Source organism: Olsenella sp. CU969 (assembly GCF_905219715.1).
Lineage (GTDB): Bacteria > Actinomycetota > Coriobacteriia > Coriobacteriales > Atopobiaceae > Granulimonas > Granulimonas faecalis.
In genome coordinates, this window is the sequence record NZ_CAJMXC010000008.1 from 1 (window position 1) to 21123 (window position 21123).

15 protein-coding genes and 1 pseudogene are annotated in these 21123 nt (G+C 69.4%); 13 read left to right on the forward strand and 3 right to left on the reverse strand.

The window, feature by feature from the left end:
• Positions 1-347: 347 nt before the first annotated feature.
• From JX283_RS01775 to JX283_RS01805, 7 genes and pseudogenes are all read left to right on the forward strand, one after another.
• Positions 348-1265, forward strand: coding sequence for a ribokinase (locus JX283_RS01775; protein WP_255533401.1), 918 nt, complete (start codon positions 348-350; stop codon positions 1263-1265).
• 64 nt (positions 1266-1329) lie between these two features.
• Positions 1330-2286 carry a nucleoside hydrolase gene (locus JX283_RS01780; RefSeq protein WP_204829072.1) on the forward strand — a complete coding sequence of 319 codons (957 nt, stop codon included), beginning with the start codon at positions 1330-1332 and terminating at the stop codon, positions 2284-2286.
• Positions 2287-2318: 32 nt separating this feature from the next.
• Positions 2319-2999, forward strand: a complete 681-nt coding sequence (gene deoC, locus JX283_RS01785) for a deoxyribose-phosphate aldolase (protein ID WP_204829073.1) — start codon at positions 2319-2321, stop codon at positions 2997-2999.
• Between the two features lie 117 nt (positions 3000-3116).
• Entirely contained in the window at positions 3117-4316 is a 1200-nt protein-coding gene (locus JX283_RS01790) for a phosphopentomutase (protein WP_204829074.1), read from the forward strand.
• A gap of 42 nt (positions 4317-4358) precedes the next feature.
• On the forward strand, positions 4359-5072 hold the full coding sequence (gene deoD / locus JX283_RS01795; RefSeq protein ID WP_204407173.1) for a purine-nucleoside phosphorylase: 714 nt from the start codon (positions 4359-4361) through the stop codon (positions 5070-5072).
• 17 nt (positions 5073-5089) lie between these two features.
• Positions 5090-6316 (forward strand): annotated as a pseudogene (locus JX283_RS01800) (pyrimidine-nucleoside phosphorylase); the annotation flags it as partial.
• Between the two features lie 124 nt (positions 6317-6440).
• Positions 6441-7772 (forward strand): nucleoside transporter C-terminal domain-containing protein, encoded by a 1332-nt coding sequence (locus tag JX283_RS01805; protein ID WP_204829075.1) that lies wholly within the window; start codon positions 6441-6443, stop codon positions 7770-7772.
• Between the two features lie 172 nt (positions 7773-7944).
• On the opposite strand, the gene JX283_RS01810 is transcribed toward JX283_RS01805, so the two are convergent.
• The gene (locus JX283_RS01810) at positions 7945-8919 is read right to left on the reverse strand and encodes a nucleoside hydrolase (protein WP_204829076.1); all 975 of its coding nucleotides are present in this window, start codon (positions 8917-8919) and stop codon (positions 7945-7947) included.
• 204 nt (positions 8920-9123) lie between these two features.
• On the opposite strand from JX283_RS01810, the gene JX283_RS01815 reads away from it, so the two are divergent.
• The 3 genes from JX283_RS01815 (at position 9124) to JX283_RS01825 (ending at position 13705) form a co-directional block, all read left to right on the forward strand.
• Positions 9124-9924 carry an SDR family NAD(P)-dependent oxidoreductase gene (locus JX283_RS01815; protein WP_204829077.1) on the forward strand — a complete coding sequence of 267 codons (801 nt, stop codon included), beginning with the start codon at positions 9124-9126 and terminating at the stop codon, positions 9922-9924.
• A 2087-nt stretch (positions 9925-12011) separates the two neighbouring features.
• On the forward strand, positions 12012-12473 hold the full coding sequence (locus tag JX283_RS01820; RefSeq protein WP_135977770.1) for a flavodoxin domain-containing protein: 462 nt from the start codon (positions 12012-12014) through the stop codon (positions 12471-12473).
• A gap of 206 nt (positions 12474-12679) precedes the next feature.
• Positions 12680-13705 carry an amidohydrolase family protein gene (locus tag JX283_RS01825; protein ID WP_204829078.1) on the forward strand — a complete coding sequence of 342 codons (1026 nt, stop codon included), beginning with the start codon at positions 12680-12682 and terminating at the stop codon, positions 13703-13705.
• A gap of 948 nt (positions 13706-14653) precedes the next feature.
• Here JX283_RS01825 and JX283_RS01830 read toward each other — a convergent pair.
• A complete protein-coding gene (locus JX283_RS01830) occupies positions 14654-14965 on the reverse strand; it encodes an acylphosphatase (protein WP_239652420.1) in 312 nt (103 codons plus the stop codon).
• An 86-nt stretch (positions 14966-15051) separates the two neighbouring features.
• Between JX283_RS01830 and JX283_RS01835 the strand changes: the two genes are divergently transcribed.
• From JX283_RS01835 to JX283_RS01845, 3 genes are all read left to right on the forward strand, one after another.
• The gene (locus JX283_RS01835; protein WP_204829080.1) at positions 15052-15753 is read left to right on the forward strand and encodes an ABC transporter ATP-binding protein; all 702 of its coding nucleotides are present in this window, start codon (positions 15052-15054) and stop codon (positions 15751-15753) included.
• Positions 15750-19208: an FtsX-like permease family protein gene (locus JX283_RS01840; RefSeq protein ID WP_204829081.1), complete on the forward strand. Its 3459-nt coding sequence runs from the start codon at positions 15750-15752 to the stop codon at positions 19206-19208. Before JX283_RS01835 ends, JX283_RS01840 begins: the two co-directional genes overlap by 4 nt.
• 105 nt (positions 19209-19313) lie before the next feature.
• Complete coding sequence (locus JX283_RS01845; RefSeq protein ID WP_204829082.1) at positions 19314-20264, forward strand: DegV family protein; 951 nt, start codon at positions 19314-19316, stop codon at positions 20262-20264.
• 88 nt (positions 20265-20352) lie between these two features.
• On the opposite strand, the gene JX283_RS01850 is transcribed toward JX283_RS01845, so the two are convergent.
• A complete protein-coding gene (locus JX283_RS01850; RefSeq protein ID WP_204829083.1) occupies positions 20353-21111 on the reverse strand; it encodes a Fic family protein in 759 nt (252 codons plus the stop codon).
• Positions 21112-21123 lie beyond the last annotated feature (12 nt).

Here is a 21123-nt window from a genome sequence, read left to right on the forward strand (position 1 = left end):
GGGAGAGCAGGACGCCGCCGACCAGCGACGGGCGCGGGACAGCGCGAACCCTCGAGGGGCCCTCCGGGGCCCCTCTTGCTTCAGGCGCCGGTTCGCAGCCCCCTACATTCATCTTTTGTGGGCCGTCCTTGGGACGGCCCTTTCTTTTTGTCCCTATGTTTTTAGCTGGTAAGAGCTATTACCATATGCTCAGATAACTGTCCGTATATCTAAAATAAGGCACTACCGTTCGCGGACCCCATTGGGCGCTCGTCCGATTGTCCTCATGATTAGGCCCTAATCTGTGCAGAATCTAGTTGTTGCGGGCGCCCGTCGCCCTTAGGTGNCTTTTCCCTCGAGAACAAAAGGTGGTTGCCGNGCCCAAGGCCCTGGTATTCGGAAGCATGAACATGGATCTCTCCATCTGCTGCGCGCGTATCCCTGCCGCGGGAGAGACCATCGATGGCGACTCCTTCATCACCAACCCCGGCGGCAAGGGCGCCAACCAGGCGGTCGCCGCGTCGCGTATGGGCGCCCCGGTGACTATGGTTGCGGCCGTGGGGGACGACACGTTCGGCTCCGTGCTCCTCGGGTGCCTCGATGGCGCCGGCATCGACGTGTCGGCCGTGAGGACGGTCACCGAGGTCCCCACNGGTACCGCCNCGATCATCCGCGTCGACGGCGACAACCGCATCATCCTCGACCACGGCGCCAACTACTGTCTCTCCTCCGCCGACGTGTGCGATGCCGTCGACCGCTTCGGCGAGCCGGGGGACGTCTTCCTCACGCAGTTCGAGTGCGAGCCCGACGCCACGGCCGCCNCACTGGCCCATGCCCACGACCGGGGCCTCTTCACCATGGTGAACCCCGCCCCGGCCCGGCCCATCCCCGACAACTTCTGGCGGTCCGTCGACTACCTCTGCATGAACGAGACCGAGTGCGAGTCCATCACCGGCGACTTCCCGTTCGGCCCGGAGGACGCCTCCATGGCGGCTCGGAAGATCGCTGGGAAGGGCGTCTNNCAGGTGGTCGTNACCCTGGGTTCCAAGGGGTCNTACGGCTACGACCGCGGCGAGGAGTGTTTCGTCCCCNCGCGGTGCGTGGATGCGGTGGACACCACCGCCGCCGGCGACACCTTCATCGGCGCCATGGTCTCCGGGCACCTCATGGNCATGGGGTTCAGGGAGTCCATGGAGCTCGCGACCTGCGCGNGCGCCCTCACGGTGCAGCGCGTGGGCGCCCAGCAGTCCATCCCCTCCCTTGCCGAGGTCAACGCCTCGTTCTAGGTGGTTCACAGGACGTTCCCGGCGCCCCCTCGGCAGGGGCTCCGGGCCGTATGAGGAGGTTCGCATGAAGNAGCTCGTCCNCGACCTCGATGTGGGAATCGACGACACCCTCGCCGTGGCCTACGCCCTCGCGAGCCCGGAGGTGGAGCTCGTGGGCATCACCACCACCTATGGCAACGTGACCACGGAGCAGAGCACCGCCAACGCCCTCGCGGTGTGCGCGCTTCTCGGCGCCCCCGACGTCCCGGTGTACCCCGGGCTCCCCTGCGCCAGCTTCGCCGAAGACTTCACGGTGCAGCCCGTCTCCGCCTTCATCCACGGCAAGAACGGCGTCGGCGAGGTGGATGTCCCTGCCAGCGACCGGNCGCCCCAGGGGCAGGGGGCCGTGGACTTCATCGTCGAGGCCGTGCACCGGTGGGGCAAGGACCTGATCTACGTCCCCACCGGCCCCCTGACCAACCTCGACGCGGCCATCGCCCAGGACCCGTCCATCGTGGACGAGGTTGGGGCCGTGGTCCNCATGNGCGGCGCCCTCACCGTGCCGGGCAACGTGACCCCGTGGTCCGAGGCCAACATCAGCCAGGACCCCGACGCCGCGGACCGCGTCTTCCGCTCGGGCATCCCCGCGACCATGATCGGCCTCGACGTGACCCTCCAGACGCTCCTCACCTACCGCGAGACGGCCCTCTGGCGCGAGACGGGCACCGAGGCCGGCAAGCGCCTGGCCGACATCACCGACTACTACATCAAGGCCTACGAGACCACCGCGCCGCACCTGCACGGGTGCGGCCTCCACGACCCCCTGGCCTGTGCCGTCGCCGTGGACCCAAGCCTCGTGGAGTGCCTCCCCATCAACATGATNGTCGACGTCNANGNTCNCACCCNCGGGCGCNCCATCGGNAACCCCGAGCTGCTCAACGACCCGAACAAGACCATGGAGGTGNCCGTGCGCGTGGACGTGGCCNGCTTCCTCGACGAGTTCATGGGCCGCATCACCCGCCTCGTCTCCTCCTGCCAGTAACCGCCGCCCGTCCCGTAAGGAGCACACCGCCCATGGAACCCACCAAATCGGAGCTCGCCTCCTACCTCGACCACACCCTCCTCAAGCAGGACGCCACGGCAGAGGCCGTCGACCGAGTCGTCGGGGAGGCCCGCGAGATCGGCGCGGCCTCGGTCTGCGTCAACCCCTACTGGGTCTCCCGCGTGAGCGAGGGGCTTGCCGGCTCCGGCGTGAGGACCTGCACGGTCGTCGNGNTCCCCCTNGGCGCCACCACCACCGCGTCCAAGGTCGCCGAGACCGCCGAGGCCCTGGCCAACGGGGCCGACGAGGTCGANATGGTGATCAACGTCGGCGAGCTCAAGGCGGGCAACGACGCGGNCGTCCAGGCCGACATAGAGGCCGTGGCCGGGACCGTCCACGAGGCGGGCAAGCTGCTCAAGGTGATCCTCGAGACCTGCCTGCTCACGGACGACGAGCNNCGCCGCGCGAGCGGGCTCGCNGCCGCGGCCGGGACCGACTTNGTGAAGACCTCCACGGGCTTCTCCATCGGCGGGGCCAAGGCTCACGACGNGGCGATCATGCGCGAGGCCGTGGGTCCGGACCTCGGAGTCAAGGCGTCCGGCGGCATCCACAGCTACGAGGAGGCCGTGGAGATGCTCGAGGCCGGTGCCGACCGCCTGGGCGTCTCGGCCTCGCTCGCGATCCTCGCCGGNGCCCCGGACNACGTGGCCTAGGNGTCGCCCGACCCANCACCGCACAACCGAGAGGGGNCCTCCGGGACCGTTCGAGCCCCCCTCCTTGTGCAGGGGGGTCGGGGCCCCTCTGTCCCAATGCANCGAACGGAGGAAGACATGGACCCTCGTTACCGGCGCATCTTCGTCATCGTGCTCGACGCCATGGGGGTGGGGGAGGCCCCCGACTCGGCGGCCTTCGACGATGTGGGGGCCGATACCCTCGGGTCGATAGCCCGCACCTACGGCGGCTCCCTCGCGGTGCCCAACCTGGGGTCGCTGGGCCTCGGCAACATCCGCACCGACGACCCCCTCCCCGGGGTGCCCCCCGCCGAGCACCCGCGGGGCTGCTACGGCAGGATGACCGTCACGTCCAACGGCAACGACTCCATCGACGGCCACTGGGAGATGATGGGCCTGCCCGTGCGCTTCGACATGGGGCACTGCCCCGACGGGTTCCCCCGGTGGCTCGTGGACGACCTCGAGGGGTTCTCGGGCAGGAGGATGCTCGTCAACCGTGCCTACTCCGGCACGGAGGTCATCCGCGACCACGGCGAGCAGGCCGTCGAGGAGGGCGCCGTCATCCTCTACACTTCCGGGGACTCCGTGCTCCAGCTGGCCGCCCACACGGGCGTCGTGCCGCTCGACGAGCTCTACCGCCTGTGCGAGCACGCCCGCGGGCTCGTGAACGGCCCCGAGGTGGTCATGGGGCGCGTCATCGCCCGCCCGTTCGTGGGCGATGNCGCCGGCTCCTTCTCGCGCACGTCGGAGCGTCGCGACTACGGGCTGGCCCCCACCGGCCCCACCGACATGGACCGGCTCGTGGGGGCGGGCTACGACGTCCTNGCCATCGGCAAGATCGGCGACCTCTTCTCCGGCCGGGGCATCACCCGCAGCTGGCACAACGAGTCGAACATGGACGGCATGGACCACGTCGACGAGGCCGTCGCCACGGACTTTTGCGGCCTGTGCTTCGTGAACCTCGTGGACTTCGACACCGTCTACGGGCACCGCCGCGACCCCGTGGGGGAGGGGCGGGCCCTCATGGACTTCGACGCCCGCCTCGGCCGCGTCATGGCCGCCATGGGCCCGGACGACCTGCTCATGATCTGCGCCGACCACGGCAACGACCCCTGCTACAAGGGCACCGACCACACGCGCGAGCTCGTGCCGCTCCTGGCCTTCTCGCCCTCCATGGCCCACCCCGGCCAGGACCTGGGCACGCGGNCCACGGCCGCCNACCTCGGGGCCACGGTGCTCGACAACTTCGGCGTCGAGGGGACGGGCGAGGGCACGAGCTTCCTCGCCCTCGTCTCCTGACCGGCGCCGGACCCACAAGCCGCAACGTCGAAAGGAACCACGATGGCAACCCCGCACAACACGGCCGAGCGCGGCGACTACGCCCCCGTCTGCCTGCTCCCCGGCGACCCCCTCCGGGCCCGCTACATCGCCGAGAACTACCTCGACGGCGCCCGCCAGGTCAACGCGGTCCGCAACTGCCTCGGCTACACGGGCACCTACAAGGGCGTCCCCGTCTCGGTCCAGGCCTCCGGCATGGGTATCCCCAGCCTCTCCATCTACGTGAACGAGCTCGTCCGCTTCTACGGCGTCAAGCGCATCATCCGGCCCGGGTCCGCGGGCGGCGTGGGCCGCGACGTCCACATCCGCGACATCGTCCTCGCCCAGGGCTCCTCCACCGACAGCAACGTCGCCGCCGGCGCCCTCGGGCCCCAGATCCACTACGCGCCCCTCGCCGACTTCGGCCTGCTCGACCGCGCCTACCACATCGCCTGCGACCGGGGGCTCCCGGTCAAGGTGGGCGACGTCTTCGCCGCCGACCGCTTCTACAACGACGACATCGACAACGGCCTGCTCGCCGACTACGGCGTCCTGGCCGTGGAGATGGAGTCGGCCGGCCTCTACCTCCTCGGGGCCAGGCTCGGCTTCGAGGCCCTGTCCATCCTCTCGGTCTCCGACATGATCGTCGGCGAGGGCGAGGCGCTCACCGCCGAGGAGCGCGCCTCCTCCCTCGACGACATGATCGCCCTGTCGCTCGAGACCGCGATCGCGGAGTAGGGGAGGCAACCATGAGGATGGTCGACGTCATCGACGTCAAGCGCAACGGCGGCGAGCTCACCGAGGAGCAGATCCGCTTCTTCGTGGACGGCTACACCGCCGGGGACATCCNCGACTACCAGGCCAGCGCCCTGCTCATGGCCATCTGGTTCAACGGCATGGCGNCCGNAGAGACCCNCCTNCTCACCCAGGNCATGCTCGAGTCGGGCGACCNCCTGGACCTCTCCGACATCCCGGGCGTCAAGGTCGACAAGCACTCCACCGGCGGCGTGGGCGACAAGGTCTCGATCCCCCTCGCGCCGCTCGTGGCCTCGCTCGGCATCCCCGTGCCCATGATCTCGGGTCGCGGCCTCGGCCACACCGGGGGCACCCTCGACAAGCTCGAGGCCATCCCCGGCTACACCGTGGAGCTCGACGAGGGGCGCTTCAAGGAGCAGCTCCGCGAGGTGGGGTGCGTCATCGCCGGTGCCACGGGCGACATCGCCCCGGCCGACAGGCGCATCTACGCCCTGCGCGACGTCACGGACACCGTGGACTCCATCCCGCTGATCGCCGGCTCCATCATGTCCAAGAAGATCGCCTCGGGCACCGACGCCCTCGTCATGGACGTCAAGACCGGCGCCGGCGCCTTCANGCGCGAGGAGGAGGACGCCGTCGCGCTGGCCCGGGCCCTCGTGGACATCGCCCACGGGTCGGGCATGGAGGCAGTGGCGGTCATCTCCGACATGAACCAGCCCCTCGGCCGGAAGATCGGCAACGCCCTCGAGATCGAGGAGTCCGTCGAGCTGCTCCGGGGCGAGGGCCCGGCAGACCTGCTGGAGCTGGTGCTCGCCATCGGCTCCCAGATGGTGGTCATGGCCGGCGTGGCCGACACCCCCGAGGAGGCCCGCCCACTCCTGGAGGCAAAGATCGCCGACGGCTCGGCCCTCGAGCAGTTCCGCGCCATGGTGGAGGCCCAGGGCGGCGACGGCTCGGTGGTCGACGACTTCACGGTCATGCCGCAGGCGGCATATCAGTTCGACGTCCCCGNCCCNAGGTCNGGCGTCGTGGCCTCCATGGCCGCCGACGAGCTCGGCATCGCCTCCATGATGCTCGGCGGCGGCCGCGCCACCAAGGACGACGAGCTCGACTACGCCGTGGGCCTCGTGCTCGACAAGAAGGTGGGCGACCCCGTCGAGGAGGGCGAGAGCCTGCTCACCATCCACAGCAACCGCGAGGACGTAGCCAACGTCGTCGACCTCGTGCTCGACAACATCCGCATCGCCGACGCGGCCGAGCCCGTCGAGCTCGTGCACCGGATGGTCCTGTANTCCTCCCGGCGCCCCGCGGCTGGGGCGCCGGGGCCCGGAAAGGGAGAGGAAACGCGCTATGGAACTGATCGTCAACATCCTGGGGGTCCTGGCCTTCATAGCCTTGGGCTGGGCCTTCTCGGCAGACCGCAAGAACATCGACTGGGTGTCGGTGGGGCTGATGTGCGCCATCAACCTCTTCCTCGCCTGGTTCCTGACGAGCTTCGAGGTGGGCCGCGCCATCGTCTCCGGCGCCGCCGCGGGCTTCGCCGAGCTCGTCACGCTGTCCTATCAGGGCATCAACTTCGCCTTCGCCAACTGGGTCGGCCCCGACGGCCTCGACCCCGCGCCCGTCAACTTCGTCACGAGTGCCCTCCTGCCCATCCTGATGATCGTGCCGCTGTTCGACACCCTCACCTACATCGGATTCCTGCCCTGGGTCATCAAGTGGGTGGGCCGCGGCCTGTCCTTCATCACCCGCCGGCCCAAGTTCGAGACCTTCTACGCCGTCGAGATGATGTTCCTCGGCAACACCGAGGCCCTGGCCGTCTCCAAGGTCCAGCTGCAGCATATGAGGGCCGGCCGCAACGTCACGCTGGCCATGATGTCGATGTCGTGCGTCACCGCCGCCATCATCGGCTCGTACATCCAGATGGTGCCGGCGCAGTTCGTCATCACCGCCATCCCTCTCAACTGCATCAACGCCCTGATCTTCTCCCACATGCTCTACCCGGTGAAGGTCACTCCCGAGGAGGACCGGATCTACGGCCTCGCCGACACCCCCGACGAGACCCCGGTCGAGGACTCCACCGACGCCGAGAAGATCGAGCTCGCCAAGGCCGTCGAGGCCTACGAGGCCCTGCCCCCCGTCAAACGGTTCTTCACCCACGACCCGGCCAAGCCCGAGAAGGAGCCCTACTTCTCGTTCCTCGGCGACTCCATCCTCACCGGCGGCCAGCTCATCCTCATCATCACCGCCAACGTCGTCGCCTTCGTGGCCCTTGCCGCCGTCATCAACGCGCTGCTCGGCCTCATCAACCCCAACCTGTCCCTCGAGTCCATCCTCGGCGTGTTCATGTTCATCCCCGCCTGGCTCATGGGCCTCGACCCCGGCACCGCCTGGGACTTCGCCCAGCTCATGGGCCTCAAGCTCGTGACCAACGAGTTCGTGGTCATGGGCGAGGTCTCCGGTAGCGTGACCTCCTTCGCACCTCACTACCAGGCCGTCCTGACCACCTTCATCACCTCGTNCGCCAACTTNTCCANCCTCGGCATGGTCATCGGATGCTTCAAGGGCATGGTGAGCAAGGAGAAGAACGACGCCATCTCCCACCAGGTGGGCNGCCTCCTGCTCTCCGGCATCCTCGTGTCGCTGCTCTCCGCGGCGCTCGTGGGCCTGTTCGTCTGGTAGGCGCCGCGTCACGCGCCCTCTCCCGGGGCCCGGCCGCACGGGTTGCGGCCGGGCCTTTCCCGTGCCTCGACACCGCCGTGGCGCGGGTGGGTCCTACGTACGGGAANGGGCCCTGAGGGAATCGGTCTCCCGCAGGGCCCGTGGGGTCCTCCCGTGCGTCGTCCCGCTCCGGTCAGGGTCGCGGCGCCTCGGAGCACACGCGCTCGATGTCGGCCATGAGCTGCTGCGAGAAGCGCGCCCCGTCCACCGTGAGGGCCACCTTGACCGGGCGGTCCGGGTTGCGGATCTGCGACTGGTCGCCGATGGTGCGCCCGCGGAGCTCCCCCTCGAGGTCCACCTTCATGACGCTCGGGAGGTAACCGCAGAGCCCGGGGTCGGCCGCCACGGCCACCGAGAGGGGGTCGTGCAGGGCGCAGCCGCCCAGTGTGGGGGCGAGCCAGTCGTTGTGGGCGTCCACGTAGAACCCCACGATGTCGGCCATCGTCTCGCCGGCGGGCCCCGCCTCCCGCCAGCGGTCCACCATCTCCCTGGTGAGCACCTCCTTCATCGNCACGTCGAGNCCCACCAGCGTGACGGGGATGCCGGAGGTGAGGACGGCGGAGGCTGCCTCGGGGTCGTTGAAGACGTTGGCCTCGGCGCACGGGGAGACGTTGCCCTCGGTGGCCACGGCCCCGCCCATGACGGTGACGGACCCGGCGAGCCCGAGCGCCCCCGGGTCGCGCTCGAGGGCGAGGGCGAGGTTGGTGAGCGGCCCCGTGGCCACGATGTCCAGGTCGCCGCCGCACTCGCGACAGAGCCGCAGGATGGCGTCGACGGCCCCTTCCTCCTCCGCGGCGCGCGGGGAGTCCGGGAGCTCCACGTTGCCCACGCCGTTCTCCCCGTGGATGTCCATGATGTTGCGTGGCGGGAGGAAGTCCCCGTCGCCGTCCCACAGGAGCGGGTGGCGCGCACCGGCCCATACAGGGACGTCGTCGCGGCCGAGGAGGTGCAGCACGGCGAGGGCGTTTCGCACCCCCTGGTCCACCGAGACGTTGCCGAACACCCCCGTGATGCCCACGAGGTCGAAGGCGGGGTTGGCGAGTGCCTCGCAGATGGCCATGGAGTCGTCGATGCCGGTGTCGAGGTCGAGCAGAACCTTGCGTGCCATGGGGTGCCTCCTTGGGGCTGGGACAGGCCCGGTACAGGGCCCTCAAGCATATTTTGGTACGAAAGTTATTTCAGAATAACTTTATATATGCCTGCGGTCGCCTGGGGGGAGCGAGCGGTTCCCGCAGGCGGACCCGACGGAGTTCGCCCATAATGGTCAGCGATCGTTCAGAGACGCTANGGCAGAGAAGAGAGGGGAACCGGCATGGGACAGTTCGACAACAAGACCGTCATCATCACCGGCGGCGGCTTCGCCGCGCTCAAGGACGGCTCGGCGGGCTCNATCGGTTACGGCATCGCCACCGCCTTCGCCAAGGAGGGTGCCAACATCGTGGTCACCGGCCGCAACACGGCCAAGCTCGAGGAGGCNAAGGCGCGCCTGNAGGCCGATTACGGCGTCAGGTGCCTGTGGGTNCAGGCCGACGTCGCCGCGGGGCAGGACAACAAGGCCACGGTCCAGAAGGTGGTCGACGCGGCGGTGGCCGAGTTCGGCTCCATCGATGTGCTCGTGAACAACGCCCAGGCCTCCGCCTCCGGCGTCACCGTCGCGGACCACACCACCGACCAGTTCGACCTTGCCGTCTACTCCGGCCTCTACGCCACCTTCTACTACATGCAGGCGTGCTACCCCTATCTCAAGGAGTCCAAGGGCTCCGTGGTCAACTTCGCCTCCGGCGCCGGGCTCTTCGGCAACTACGGCCAGGTGGCCTACGCCGCCGCCAAGGAGGGCATCCGCGGCATGAGCCGCGTGGCGGCCACCGAGTGGGGCCCCGACGGCATCAACGTCAACGTTGTGTGCCCGCTGGCCTGGACCAAGGCCCTCGAGGACTTCCAGACCGCCTACCCGGACGCCTTCGAGGCCAACGTCCACATGCCCCCCATGGGCCACTACGGCGACGTGGAGACCGAGATCGGCCGCGTGGTGGTGCAGATCGCCGGCCCCGACTTCAAGTTCATGACCGGCGANACCCTCGTGCTCGAGGGCGGCATGGGCCAGCGCCCGTAAGCCGGCGCCCGCATCGCGCGGCGGCCTCAGGGGCCCGTCCCGGCATCGGGGCGGGCCCCTTTGCCGTGCCGGTGACGCCCGGGACGTGACCGTGCGGGTCCTCCGGGCACCTTCCCGTGCACGGTCCCGGCGCCCCTCGCCGCAGCCTCCGTGGGGCCCGGAGGCTGCGCCTCCCGTAGGACGCCCGGTGTCTGAGGGTCGTGCCCTTCGCACAGGGTCATGATACGCTGAAACTGTGTTCAAACTGAGTGAATCGATATGTTCGAATAGCTGTAGTGGGAATAATTATTACCCTCTAACACGAAAATTTACTTAAGCTAAATGGAACCACAGATTTTCTCTAGTTTGAATGGTGCTATAAAACTCAAGGTAGTTATTCTAAAAGGCAGTAGATTATACCGACATCCATAAATATGAGAGAATTTAAGTGTATAGGATATTGACTTGTCCGGGGGGGGGGGCATAATCATTGGTGCTATAGAAATCATCTTCCCGGTCCCATGGAGTCTGGTGGGAGGGGTCGATGTGCCGTCACACGCAAAGAGAGGGAAGCTCCTATGGCCCACTGCAGTCACCTTGCTGCCACGGTCGGCTATCGGGGCTATTTTTTTAGACCTTCGACCCCTGAGGGCACGGGGCCCCGCTGGGGAACCTGCTGCCCTTTCCGTTCCCTCCCTCAAGATCATGCAGTCTGCGCCTCCCTTTCCGGCTGCCCGGTGGGGAGGTCGCTGTGAGCGCCCCGGAGAGGCGGCTGCCCGCGTCCCCGCCGTTCGCCACGTCCGNCGGGTCCGGGCGCGTGCCGCCGCGGTCGAGGGACGTCGACGCGGCGTTGGACAGCATCTCNCGGCGCATCGGCTCCCTGAGGTTCCGCCGGTCCCCCTGGGGCGCCGACGAGAGCGACGTCATGGCCAAGATCCACGGCCTCGACGCCATGTACCGGAGCCTGCTCCGCGAGCAGGGCGACAGGTACCAGGCCCTCCTGGAGGACCGCGACCGGCAGTTGCGCCTGCTCCAGCGNAGACTCGATAGAAACTAGCGGCTTGTCCGGGCGTGCGGCGCCCGCCGGCAGAGGAGGTTCGCATGTATACAGAGCGCGATTGGGAGCGGCTGTTCGAGCAGCTTCTCGACTCGGGTATGCCGGTCTCCTCGTTCTGCGAGCTTCCCGGCACCCCGTCGNGGAAGACCATGTGGCGCGCCCNGGCCGNCCATCCGGACGTTCTCGAGGCNTACCGCGAGCTCTTCCCCGGCGCCATGCGTCGTCGGGCGTCCCGTCTCGGCGGCCCCGACGAGACGGGTCCTGTGAAGGTGCACGACATCCCCGGGGCAGCCGCACGACGGGTCGGGGAGCGCCGGGCCGTCGAGCTCGAGGAGGCCCTGGCCCGCGCCGAGGCCGCCGAGGCCCGGAGCCGGGAGCTCGCAGAGGAGCTCGAGCGCGTGCGCTCGGGGGTCGTCGACGATGAGTCCGACCCCATCGTCGTCAAGGTCGTCTGGGTGAGCGACCCGGCAGGCAGGTCGGGGCCGCGGCGTCGGGCCTCGTCCCAGGAGTCGCCGTTTCAGGCGTGACATCCCGCAGGCANGCCCTCGTCACGGGGCGCCCCCCTCGGGGGCGCGCTTTTCCATGGGCCGATGCCGTTCGGCGACACGGGGGNGGCGTCCCTGTGACCCGTCCCCTGGCTCGGCCNTCTTCCCAGGGCGATGCCGAAAGGTTCAGAAACGCAAGGGTCCCCAGACACCGACAGGCGCACCGCCCCATGCGGCTCTCGCGCAAACCGACCGCTCCACGATCGCGATGTTTCAGTCAAGTTTTGAATAACGGTCATTCTCCTGATGTTTTCCTGTTCCAAACCGGANTATCAGTTACATGGTTTACATAAAGNANCAAAAAAGACCTTCTTCTGTAAGATAGTTTTTTGCTTTAGAAAGAGNAATATCAAGGGACTGTGTGCTCCACGCTTGTCAATGTTTGACCGCGACGGGTTTTGGTGCATACTCCTCCAGTCCCGTCTGCGGCCGGAGGCCCGGCGGGAGGTACAGAAGGCCGCCCGCGGCTCGCGCCGCCGGCGGACCCCCTGGGAAAGGATGCTTCAATGAGTTCCGTTGCTGTCGTCTACTGGAATGCCAAGTCCAACACCGAGAAGATGGCCCGCCTGATCGCCCGCGGCGCCGCGAACGCCGGCGCCTCCGTGAGCGTCTTCTCCTCCGAGGAGTTCAAGCCCTCCATGGCCGCCAAGTACGGCGCCATCGCCCTCGGCTGCCCGGCCCTCGACGTCGACACGCTCAAGGAGTCCGACTTCGAGGTCCTCACCAAGGGCATAGACGGCGAGGTCGACGGCCGCGCCGTGGCCGTCTTCGGCTCCTACGACTGGGGTGTGGGCGAGTGGCTCGACCAGTGGGAGGCCCACCTCGGCCGCTGCGGCGCCAAGGTCGTGGGCAACCTCAAGGTCGCCGGTGCCCCCGAGGGCGTTCAGGACGAGCGCTGCCAGGCCCTCGGCGCCCAGCTCGCCCATCTCGCTGCCGCCGAGGACCCCGAGCTCTCCCGCGCCGTCTGACGGCCGCGCCATCCGAGGAACCGTCCCAGGGAGGGGGCGCGGGCGCCGCACGGGCCCGCGCCCCCTCCCTGCAAGGTGCCCATTCGATGGCGCGGCGGACCTGTTGCAATGCGCCTGCCCTTTCGGGTACTAGGCCCTNTGGATACGTCGGCCAGGCCCTGGCGAGGGGCGCCGGCCGGACTTAGCAAGGACCAAAGGAGCATTGCATGCGCATCAAGAACGCCAAGGTATACCAGGCCGACGGTACCTTCGCCGANACCGATATCGTCACCGAGGGCGAGTTCATCAAGTCCGACGCCTCCGCCGACGGCGAGATAGTGGACGCCTACGATCTGATCGCCCTGCCGGGCCTCGTGGACATCCGCGTGCGCCAGGCCGCTGACACCGTCTACGACGACGCCGGCAACTACGCCGTCGACAAGGTCGCCCGTTTCGAGGCCGGCAACGGCGTCACCTCCTTCGTGGGTACCGTCGAGCTCCCCGCGGCCCACGCCAAGAAGGTCGCCAAGACCGTCGTCGACTGGAACGCCGACGAGGCCGACCGCCACGACGACTGCGCCGCTGTGCTCGGCCTCTCCCTCGAGCGCCCGCTCGGGCACATCGAGGACGCCAAGCCCTCGCCCGAGTCCTGNAAGGACCTCGCCTACGACGACGTCGACACCTTCGACGACCTCCAGTCCGTGGGCGACGGCGTCTTCAAGGTGGTGGACGTCGACGCCACGCAGGAGGGCATGCACACCTACGTGGGGCTCGTCTCCAAGAAGGCTACGGTGGGCGTGGTGGACAACGACGCCACCTTCGCCCAGACCGAGAAGGCCATCAAGGCCGGCGCCACCCTCGTGAGCCGCCGTTGGGACGAGCGCATCGTCCTCGACGAGAAGAAGCCCGGCATGATGGACGCCGCCTTCAAGAACGACCAGGTGCTCGTGGAGCTCGTCGCCCATGAGGNCAACGGCTCCAAGGAGGACATCGTCGCCAACNTCGCCCTGCTCCAGGGCCGCACCGTCCTCGTGGCCGAGGACGGCAACCTCTTCGACGCCATGAGGCGCGCCANCGAGANGGGCGTGCCGGCCAACGTTGCCATCGACGCCGCCACCTCCGGCCCCGCCCGCGCCCTCAAGATGGGTGACAAGGTCGGCTCCCTCGAGGACGGCCGCTACGCGGACATCGTGCTCGTGGACTCCTCCTACCACATCAAGCACGTCATCAATCGCGGCAAGACGATTCTCTAGCCGACGGCCCCCGACCACGCCCGTGAAGGCCGGCACCCCCCGGGTGTCGGCCTTTTCCGTGGGTTAGCTGCAGGCTGAAAGCAGGGTGGTCGCGGATGCGTGNAAAACCCGGNCTGGCNGGCTCCCGGCGTTNCGGCCGTTCGTTTGGCGGGATGAGTCCCTAAAGCGACGGAAGAGGACGGTGACGATGCGCTGGGCAGGGAACGAGGGCGGCGGACGCGCGGCCGACGGGGCCGGAGAGCCCGGCTACGAGCTCTTCGCCGCGCACTCGCCCGGCGCGTTCCCCCGCTCGTGCCAGACGTTCCTCGACACCGGGCGCGCCGTGTCGCTGGCGGCCCTCGCGGGCATCGTCGCGGGCTCCGTCGTGGCGGCCCTCGAGCTCAACCCCGGCTACAACTACAACACCTGGCTCTACATGAGCTTCGCCACCGGCTCCCTGGGCGNGTGGGCCATCGTCTCGGTGGTGCTCGCCGACCGCAGCGTGTCGCCGCGCCAGGCGGCCCTGCGCACNCTGTCGTNCATGGTCGCGGTGGTACTCACGTATTTCGCCGTGCGCTACGTGAACTACCTCGGCGGTCAGGAGCGCCTGCTGCGGTCCATGAGCGAGGTCATGGACGGGCGCTTCACGGCCATGCGGCACACGCCGTTCTGGGGCCCCGAGAAGCTCGTCTCCCTGGGCCTGGGCCTCGCCCTCGCGGGTTCGGCCGCCCTTGTGGCCTGGGGCATGCGGCGGTTCGCCTCGTCGCCGCTCTACTGGGTGTTCGCGTGGGTGCCCCTGTTCATCCTCGTATTCGAGGGGTGGAGCTACTTCGTGCCCATGGCGGTGTACGTGCAGGTGGGGTTCGTCCCCGCCGTGGTGGACGTCGTGGGCGCGGCGGCCGTGGCCTGGATNGTNGTGTGCGACCGCAACCGTGCCNTGGCGGAGCGCATCGCCTGACGGCCCCGGCCTCAGCGGTAGACGNTGCGGAAGCTGCGGTNNTCGNGGTCGGGTTNCACGGAGTCCATGGCCTCCACGGTGTAGCGCCACGGGAACCGCTCGTAGGCGTGCTCGAGCAGCTTCATGAACCGCACCACCTGCGACGGGGTACCCTGGAGCTCCATGGAGACGGTGCCGTCGTCCTCGTTGCGCACCCAGCCGGAGAGGCCCACGCGCCCGGCAATGTCCGCACTCGTGTAGCGGAACCCCACGCCCTGGCACCGGCCGCCGAACGACATCCGGTAGCGTTCCAGCCTGTTCCCGCCGTCGCCCGTCCCGTCCACGGCCGCCCCTTTCTCCCATCGCCTATCATAGGTAAGCATAGCGGCTGTCGTCGGGGCCGCCGGTGTCGCGTCGGACGGGGGTGGCCGTGGCTTTCGTGCATTTCGAGGACGTCCGCAAGGTCTACCACATGGGAGACGTCGACGTCTGCGCCTTGGACGGCATGACCTTCGACATCGAGCGGGGCGAGCTCTGCGTCATCGTGGGCCCGTCCGGCGCCGGCAAGACCACCCTGCTCAACATGCTCGGCGGCATGGACCGCCCCACCTCCGGCGTCATCGAGCTCGGGGGGCGGCAGGTGTCGGACCTCGACGACCGCGGCCTCACCCTCTACCGCCGCAACGACATCGGCTTCGTCTTCCAGTTCTACAACCTCGTACAGAACCTCACGGCCCNGGAGAACGTNGAGCTNNCCNCCCAGATCTGCCCCNACCCGCTGCCCTCNGCCGAGGCGCTCGCGGCCGTCGGCCTCGAGGGGCGCCTCGACAACTTCCCGGCGCAGCTCTCCGGCGGCGANCAGCAGCGCGTGGCCATCGCCCGCGCCATCGCCAAGAACCCCAAGCTCCTGCTCNGCGACGAGCCAACGGGCGCGCTGGACTACCGTACCGGCAAGCAGATCCTCGCCCTGCTCCAGGACACGTGCCGCGCCACCGGCCGCACCGTCGCCATCGTCACCCACAACAGCGCCTTCACCCAGGTGGCCGACCGCGTCATCCACGTGCGCGAGGGCCGTGCCACCTCCGTCTCCACCAACCCGTCGCCCGCCCCCGCGAGCTCCGTGGAGTGGTGAGCGTGCCCCCCGTCTTCTGGAGACACCTGCTGCGCACGGTCAGGCAGCCCGCCGNCNGCTATGTGGCCATCGTCNTNATCGGNGCCTTGGGTTGCGGCTTCTTCGCCGGCCTGCGCATGACCGGCGTCGGCANGCNGCGCTCNGCCGACGCCTTCTTCGACCGGACGAACCTCTACGACCTCGAGCTGGTCTCCACGCTCGGGTTCTCGTCGTCCCAGGTGGGCGACGTCTCCTCGGTGGGGGGTGTGGCCGCCTGCGAGCCGGGCCGCTCCGTGGACGTCATGGCCCGCATGGGCGACGTAAACCATGCCTGCCGGGTCGTGTCGCTGGACTCCTGGGCCTCGGCCNGCTTCTCGGGAGGTCCCATGAACGGTCTTCAGCTCAGGAGCGGCAGGTGGCCGGAGTCCGCCGACGAGTGCGTGATCGTGGACAAGGCCGCCGACAAGGGTGCCGTGCCCGGGGACGTGGAGGTGCTCTACGGCGCCCAGGACCTCGACGGACTCCTCGCCACGCGGGACTTCAGGGTCGTGGGCACCGTGGCGTCGTCGGCCCACGTGCAGGAGGCGGTCCTCTCCACCACGTCCCTCGGCAGCGGCACCGTCAACCAGGTGCTCTTCACGCTGCCGTCGGCCTTCGTTCCCGACGCCCCCTACACCGAGCTCTACGTGCGTGTGGCCGGCGCGGCCGACGAGCCGTGGGGCTCGGCCTCCTACGACGGCGCGGTAGACGCCGTGGCCGGGCGCATCGAAGCCCTCATCCCCGGGCTCGCCCAGGNGCGGGCGGACGAGCTGCGCGCCGAGGCCCAGGAGAGGGTGGACGAGGGCCGCGCCGAGCTGGCTGACCGCCGGGCCGAGGCGGAGGCGTCCCTCGCGGACGGCGCCGCGGCGCTTGAGGAGGCCGGGGCCCGGCTGGACTCCGGCGCCGCCGAGGTGGAAGACGGCAGGCGGGGGCTCGCCGACGGCCGCGCCCAGGTGGCCGACGGGGAGCGTCTCCTCGCCGACGGCGAGGCCGAGATAGAGCGGAACGCGGCGGGGCTCGAGGAGGGCCGCCGACAGCTCGGGGCCGCCGCCGCGNAGGTGGACGCCGGCAGACAGGAGCTCGCCCGGGCCGAGGCGGGGNTCGAGGCCCAGGCTCCCGCCGTGGAGCAGGCCCGTGCCGCCGTGGCCGCCTACGACGAGGAGTGCCAGCGGCTCGTGGCCCAGGTCGCGGCCGCGGGTCTTTCCGGCGACGACGCCCAGGCCGTGGCCGACGCCGCCCGGGCGGCCCTGGACCGGNTCAAGGAGGACCAGGCCGCCGGTGCCGATGGACTGGAGGGCCAGGTCGCCGCCCTGGAGGACCTCCTGGAGGCCGCCCAGGCCCTCGTGTCCCAGGCGCCCCAGGTGGAGGCCGCCCGCGGGGCGGTCCGGACCTTCGAGGAGGGTTGCGCGCGCCTGGACGAGGAGGCCCGCCGCCTCGACGAGGCCGAGGCCGAGCTCGCCGACAACCGCGCCGCCCTCGACTCCGGCGCGGCCCGCCTCCAGGAGGGGAGGGACGCCCTCGACGCCTCCGGCGCGCAGCTGGACGAGGCCCGCGCGAAGGTGGAGTCCGGCCAGGCGTCCCTCGCAGACGCCGAGGCGCGCCTGGCCGACGGCCGCGCCGAGTACGAGGAGGGCCTCGCCACCTACGAGCGGGGGAGGGAGGAGGCCCTGGCCGGGATCGCCGACNCCGAGGCCCNGCTGNNCGACGCGCNGCGCGAGGTNGNCGCCATCGGGCCCGGCGACGTCTACCTGCTCGACCGCGAACAGAACTACGGGGCGGCCTCCTACCTGGCCGACTCCGAGCGCATCGACGCNATCGCCACGGCGTTCGCGTTCTTCTTCTTCCTCGTGGCCGCCCTCGTCTCGCTCACCACCATGACCCGCATGGTGGACGACGACCGCGGGCTCATGGGCACGCTCAAGGCCCTCGGCTACGGCCGCGCGGCCATCTGCTCCAAGTACGTGGCCTACGCCGGGTCCGCCTCGCTCCTCGGCGCGCTCGTGGGCGTGCTCTCCATGTCGCAGCTGCTCCCGTGTGTGATCTTCACCGCCTACGGCATCATCTACGGCGTCCCGGCGCGGCCCATGCCGCTCCCTGTGGAGGCGGCGCCCGCCGTCGCGGCCACCGTCATCGGTGTGGCCGTCACCGTGGGGGCGGCCCTCGCGGCCTGTCTGTCGTCGCTCCGAGAGAGTCCGGCCGGCCTCATGCAGCCCAAGGCCCCCAAGGCCGGGCGCCGCATCCTCCTGGAGCGCGTGGGGCCCGTCTGGCGCCGCCTCTCCTTCTCGTGGAAGGTCACGTTCCGCAACATCTTCCGCTACCGCCGTCGCTTCCTCATGACCGTGGTGGGCGTCGCTGGCTGCTGCGCTCTGCTGCTCACGGGCTTCGGCGTGCGTGACGCCGTGAACGACATCATCGACAAGCAGTTCGGCGAGATCGTGCACTACAACGCCACGGTGGGTCTCTCGGTCGACGCCACGGGGCGGCAGCGGGCCGACGTCCTGGACGCCCTCGGCTCCATGGGCCGCGGCGATCCCGTGGCGGCGTTCGAGGAGAACGTCGTGGCGAGGCCCGAGGACGGCTCCAAGGACCTCGCCGTCGTGCTCGTGGTCCNGGAGGACGCCGGCTCCCTGGGGCGCGCCGTCACCCTGCGCGAGCGCCGGGGCGGCGCCCCGGTGGACCTCGGCTCCGACTCCGTGGTGCTCACCGAGAAGCTGGCCACCACGCTCGGTGTCGGCCCCGGCGACGAGGTGCGCCTCTGGGCCCAGGACGCCACCGGCAACGCCACGGGTCAGGAGCGCCGCCTCGTGGTCACCGCCGTGTGCGAGAACTACCTCGGTTCCTACGTCTACATCGGCGCGGATGCCTATGTCCGGGCCTTCGGCGAGCCGGGCGAGGCGAACACCGCCTTCGCGTTCCTGCCCACGGACGCCGTGGAGCGCGCCGTCGACGCCGACCGGCTCCAGGCCATGGACGGCGTGGAGACGCTCATGCTCGACGACGAGACCATCGAGACCTACCGCGAGATGCTCTCGTCGGTGGACCTCGTCATGGTGGTGCTCATCGCCGCCGCGGCCCTCCTCGCCTTCGTGGTGCTCTACAACCTGGCCAACATCAACATTGCCGAGCGCTCCCGCGAGATCGCGAGCCTCAAGGTGCTCGGGTTCCTGCCCAAGGAGGTCTGCTCCTACGTCTTCCGAGAGATCGCGATCATCGTGGTGGTGGGTGCCCTCGTCGGCCTCGAGCTCGGCACGTGGTTCGAGGGCTACGTGGTGGTGNCGGCCGAGGTGGACGCCGCCATGTTCGGCCGTGAGATCCACGCCGTGAGCTACCTCTGCTCGTTCGGGCTCACGGTGCTGTTCTGTGTGCTCGTGCTGGCGGCCATGGTGCCCAGGCTCGCGTCCATCGACATGGTGGAGAGCCTGAAATCCGCCGAGTAGCCGCGCCCGGCCCCGGGCCTTCGGGCCGCCTGTGGGTTATCCGTGGGCTCTCGGGTCGTGCCCTATCATGGACGCGTTNGTGCCCCGTCTCACACTGGAGGTCCCATGGCCGCCGTCTGCAACCTCATCGTCGACTCCCCGTGCGAGCTCAGCCGCGAGTTCTGCGAGGAGAACGGCCTCACCGTCCTGCACTTCACCTACACCGAGCCCGACCGCGACGACGGGCGCGAGCCCCTCTGCGGCGTCGACGACATGTTCGCCACCATGAGCTCCCACGAGTTCTATGAGCGGATGCGCCACGGCGCCGAGCCCAAGACGAGCCAGCCCTCCCAGATGGAGTTCGAGGAGGCCTTCCGCGCGGCCATCGCCTCGGGCGTCCCCACCGTCTATCTCGCCTTCGACTCCGGCATCTCCGGCTGTTACGAGGGCGCCTGCATGGCCCTCGAGCGCATGAAGGAGGAGTTCGGTCCCGACATCGAGCTCTACGTGGTGGACACCAAGCTGCCCTCGACCCCGCTCACGCTCCTCGTGTGGGAGGCCGTGCGCCAGCGCGACAAGGGGCTCAGGGCCCGCGAGCTTGCCGACTGGGCGGCCGAGGCCCACAACCACATCCACACCCTGTTCATGGTGGACGACCTCACGGCTCTTGCCCGCGGCGGCCGCATCCCCTCGGGCATCGCCTTCGTGGGCTCCAAGCTCGACATCAAGCCGCTGCTGACCGTGGCCCTCGACGGCANCCTCGAGCTCGCCGGTATCGCCCGTGGCCGCAAGAAGGCCATCCGCCGCCTGGCCGACAACTACCTCCAGAACCACTCCGACACCACCTTCGTGTGCGCCACCGNNAACGCCGACTGCCCCGCCGCCATGCGGCGGTTGGAGGAGATCATCGGGCGCGGCGCCGACGGGGACGTGCTGTTCATCGAGGCCGAGGCCGGCCCCACCATCGGCTGCCACGTGGGCCCGGGCTTCCTGTCCTGCTGTTTCTGGGGCGCCGACCGCAGNGACGGCATGAGCGTTCCCGACCAGATCGCCAGCGAGGTCCGCTCCGAGGGGTAGGGTGTCCGCGGCGACGTGGGAGGGGGCGCCCCGGACGGTCCGGGGTGCCCCCTCTTTTTTTGTCGGCTCTGCCCGTCCGCCGCGGTGCCTAGCGCACCCGGTCCTCCCAGGAGCGCACGGTCTCGTGGCGCAGGAGCCGCTTGAAGGGCTCGAGGTCGCCGGTGTCGTCGAAGGCCTCCAGGGCGGCGTAGTAGGCGTCCACCTCGTCCTCGAAGACGCTCACCGGCGGGTGCCCGCCGAAGAGGAGCACGTAGTTGGCCAGCTCGCGGGCCACGCGCCCCGTTCCCTCGCTGAACGGGTGGATGGTGACGAGCTCGTTGTGGAGGAAGGCCGCACAGGTGACGGCGCGCCTGGGCGTGAGGCCTGGGAGCGTCTCATCGACGTCGCGAAGGAGCTCGCGCGTGAGGCGCGGGCACTCGTCGGGGGCGGCGCCCACGTNATGGGTCTCGCGGNCNATGTAGTCGGAGAGCTTGTAGGTGCCCGGCCGCTCGCCGTCGGCCAGCTGGGTGGGGCTGTAGGTGCCGTAGGTGAGGGTGCGGTGCAGCGTGAGCACAAAGGCCTCGTCCAGGGATGCGCGCTCCTCGAGCCGCTCCGTCATCCAGCCGAAGGCGGCCTTCTGGTTGGTGAGCGAGACGAGGGAGCGCACGTCGCCGGTGTAGGCCGTGACGCTGCCCTGCTCGAAGACCTCCCGCGATTCCTCGTAGGTGAGCTCGGCCCCCTCGACCCTGGCGGAGTGGTATGCGAACTCCATGGCGAAGTCGCCGAGCTCCCGTCGCCGCACCGGGCGGGGGAGGAGCCCCCACCACTNGAGGACCATACTGTATGCGCGGCTCTCGTCACTGGCCATGGCTGTCCCTTC

Coding starts and splice junctions, on each gene's coding strand:
- deoD (WP_204407173.1), top strand. CDS start 4,359: ATGGCAACCCCGCACAACACGGCCGAGCGCGGCGACTACGCCCCCGTC.
- JX283_RS01820 (WP_135977770.1), top strand. CDS start 12,012: ATGAGTTCCGTTGCTGTCGTCTACTGGAATGCCAAGTCCAACACCGAG.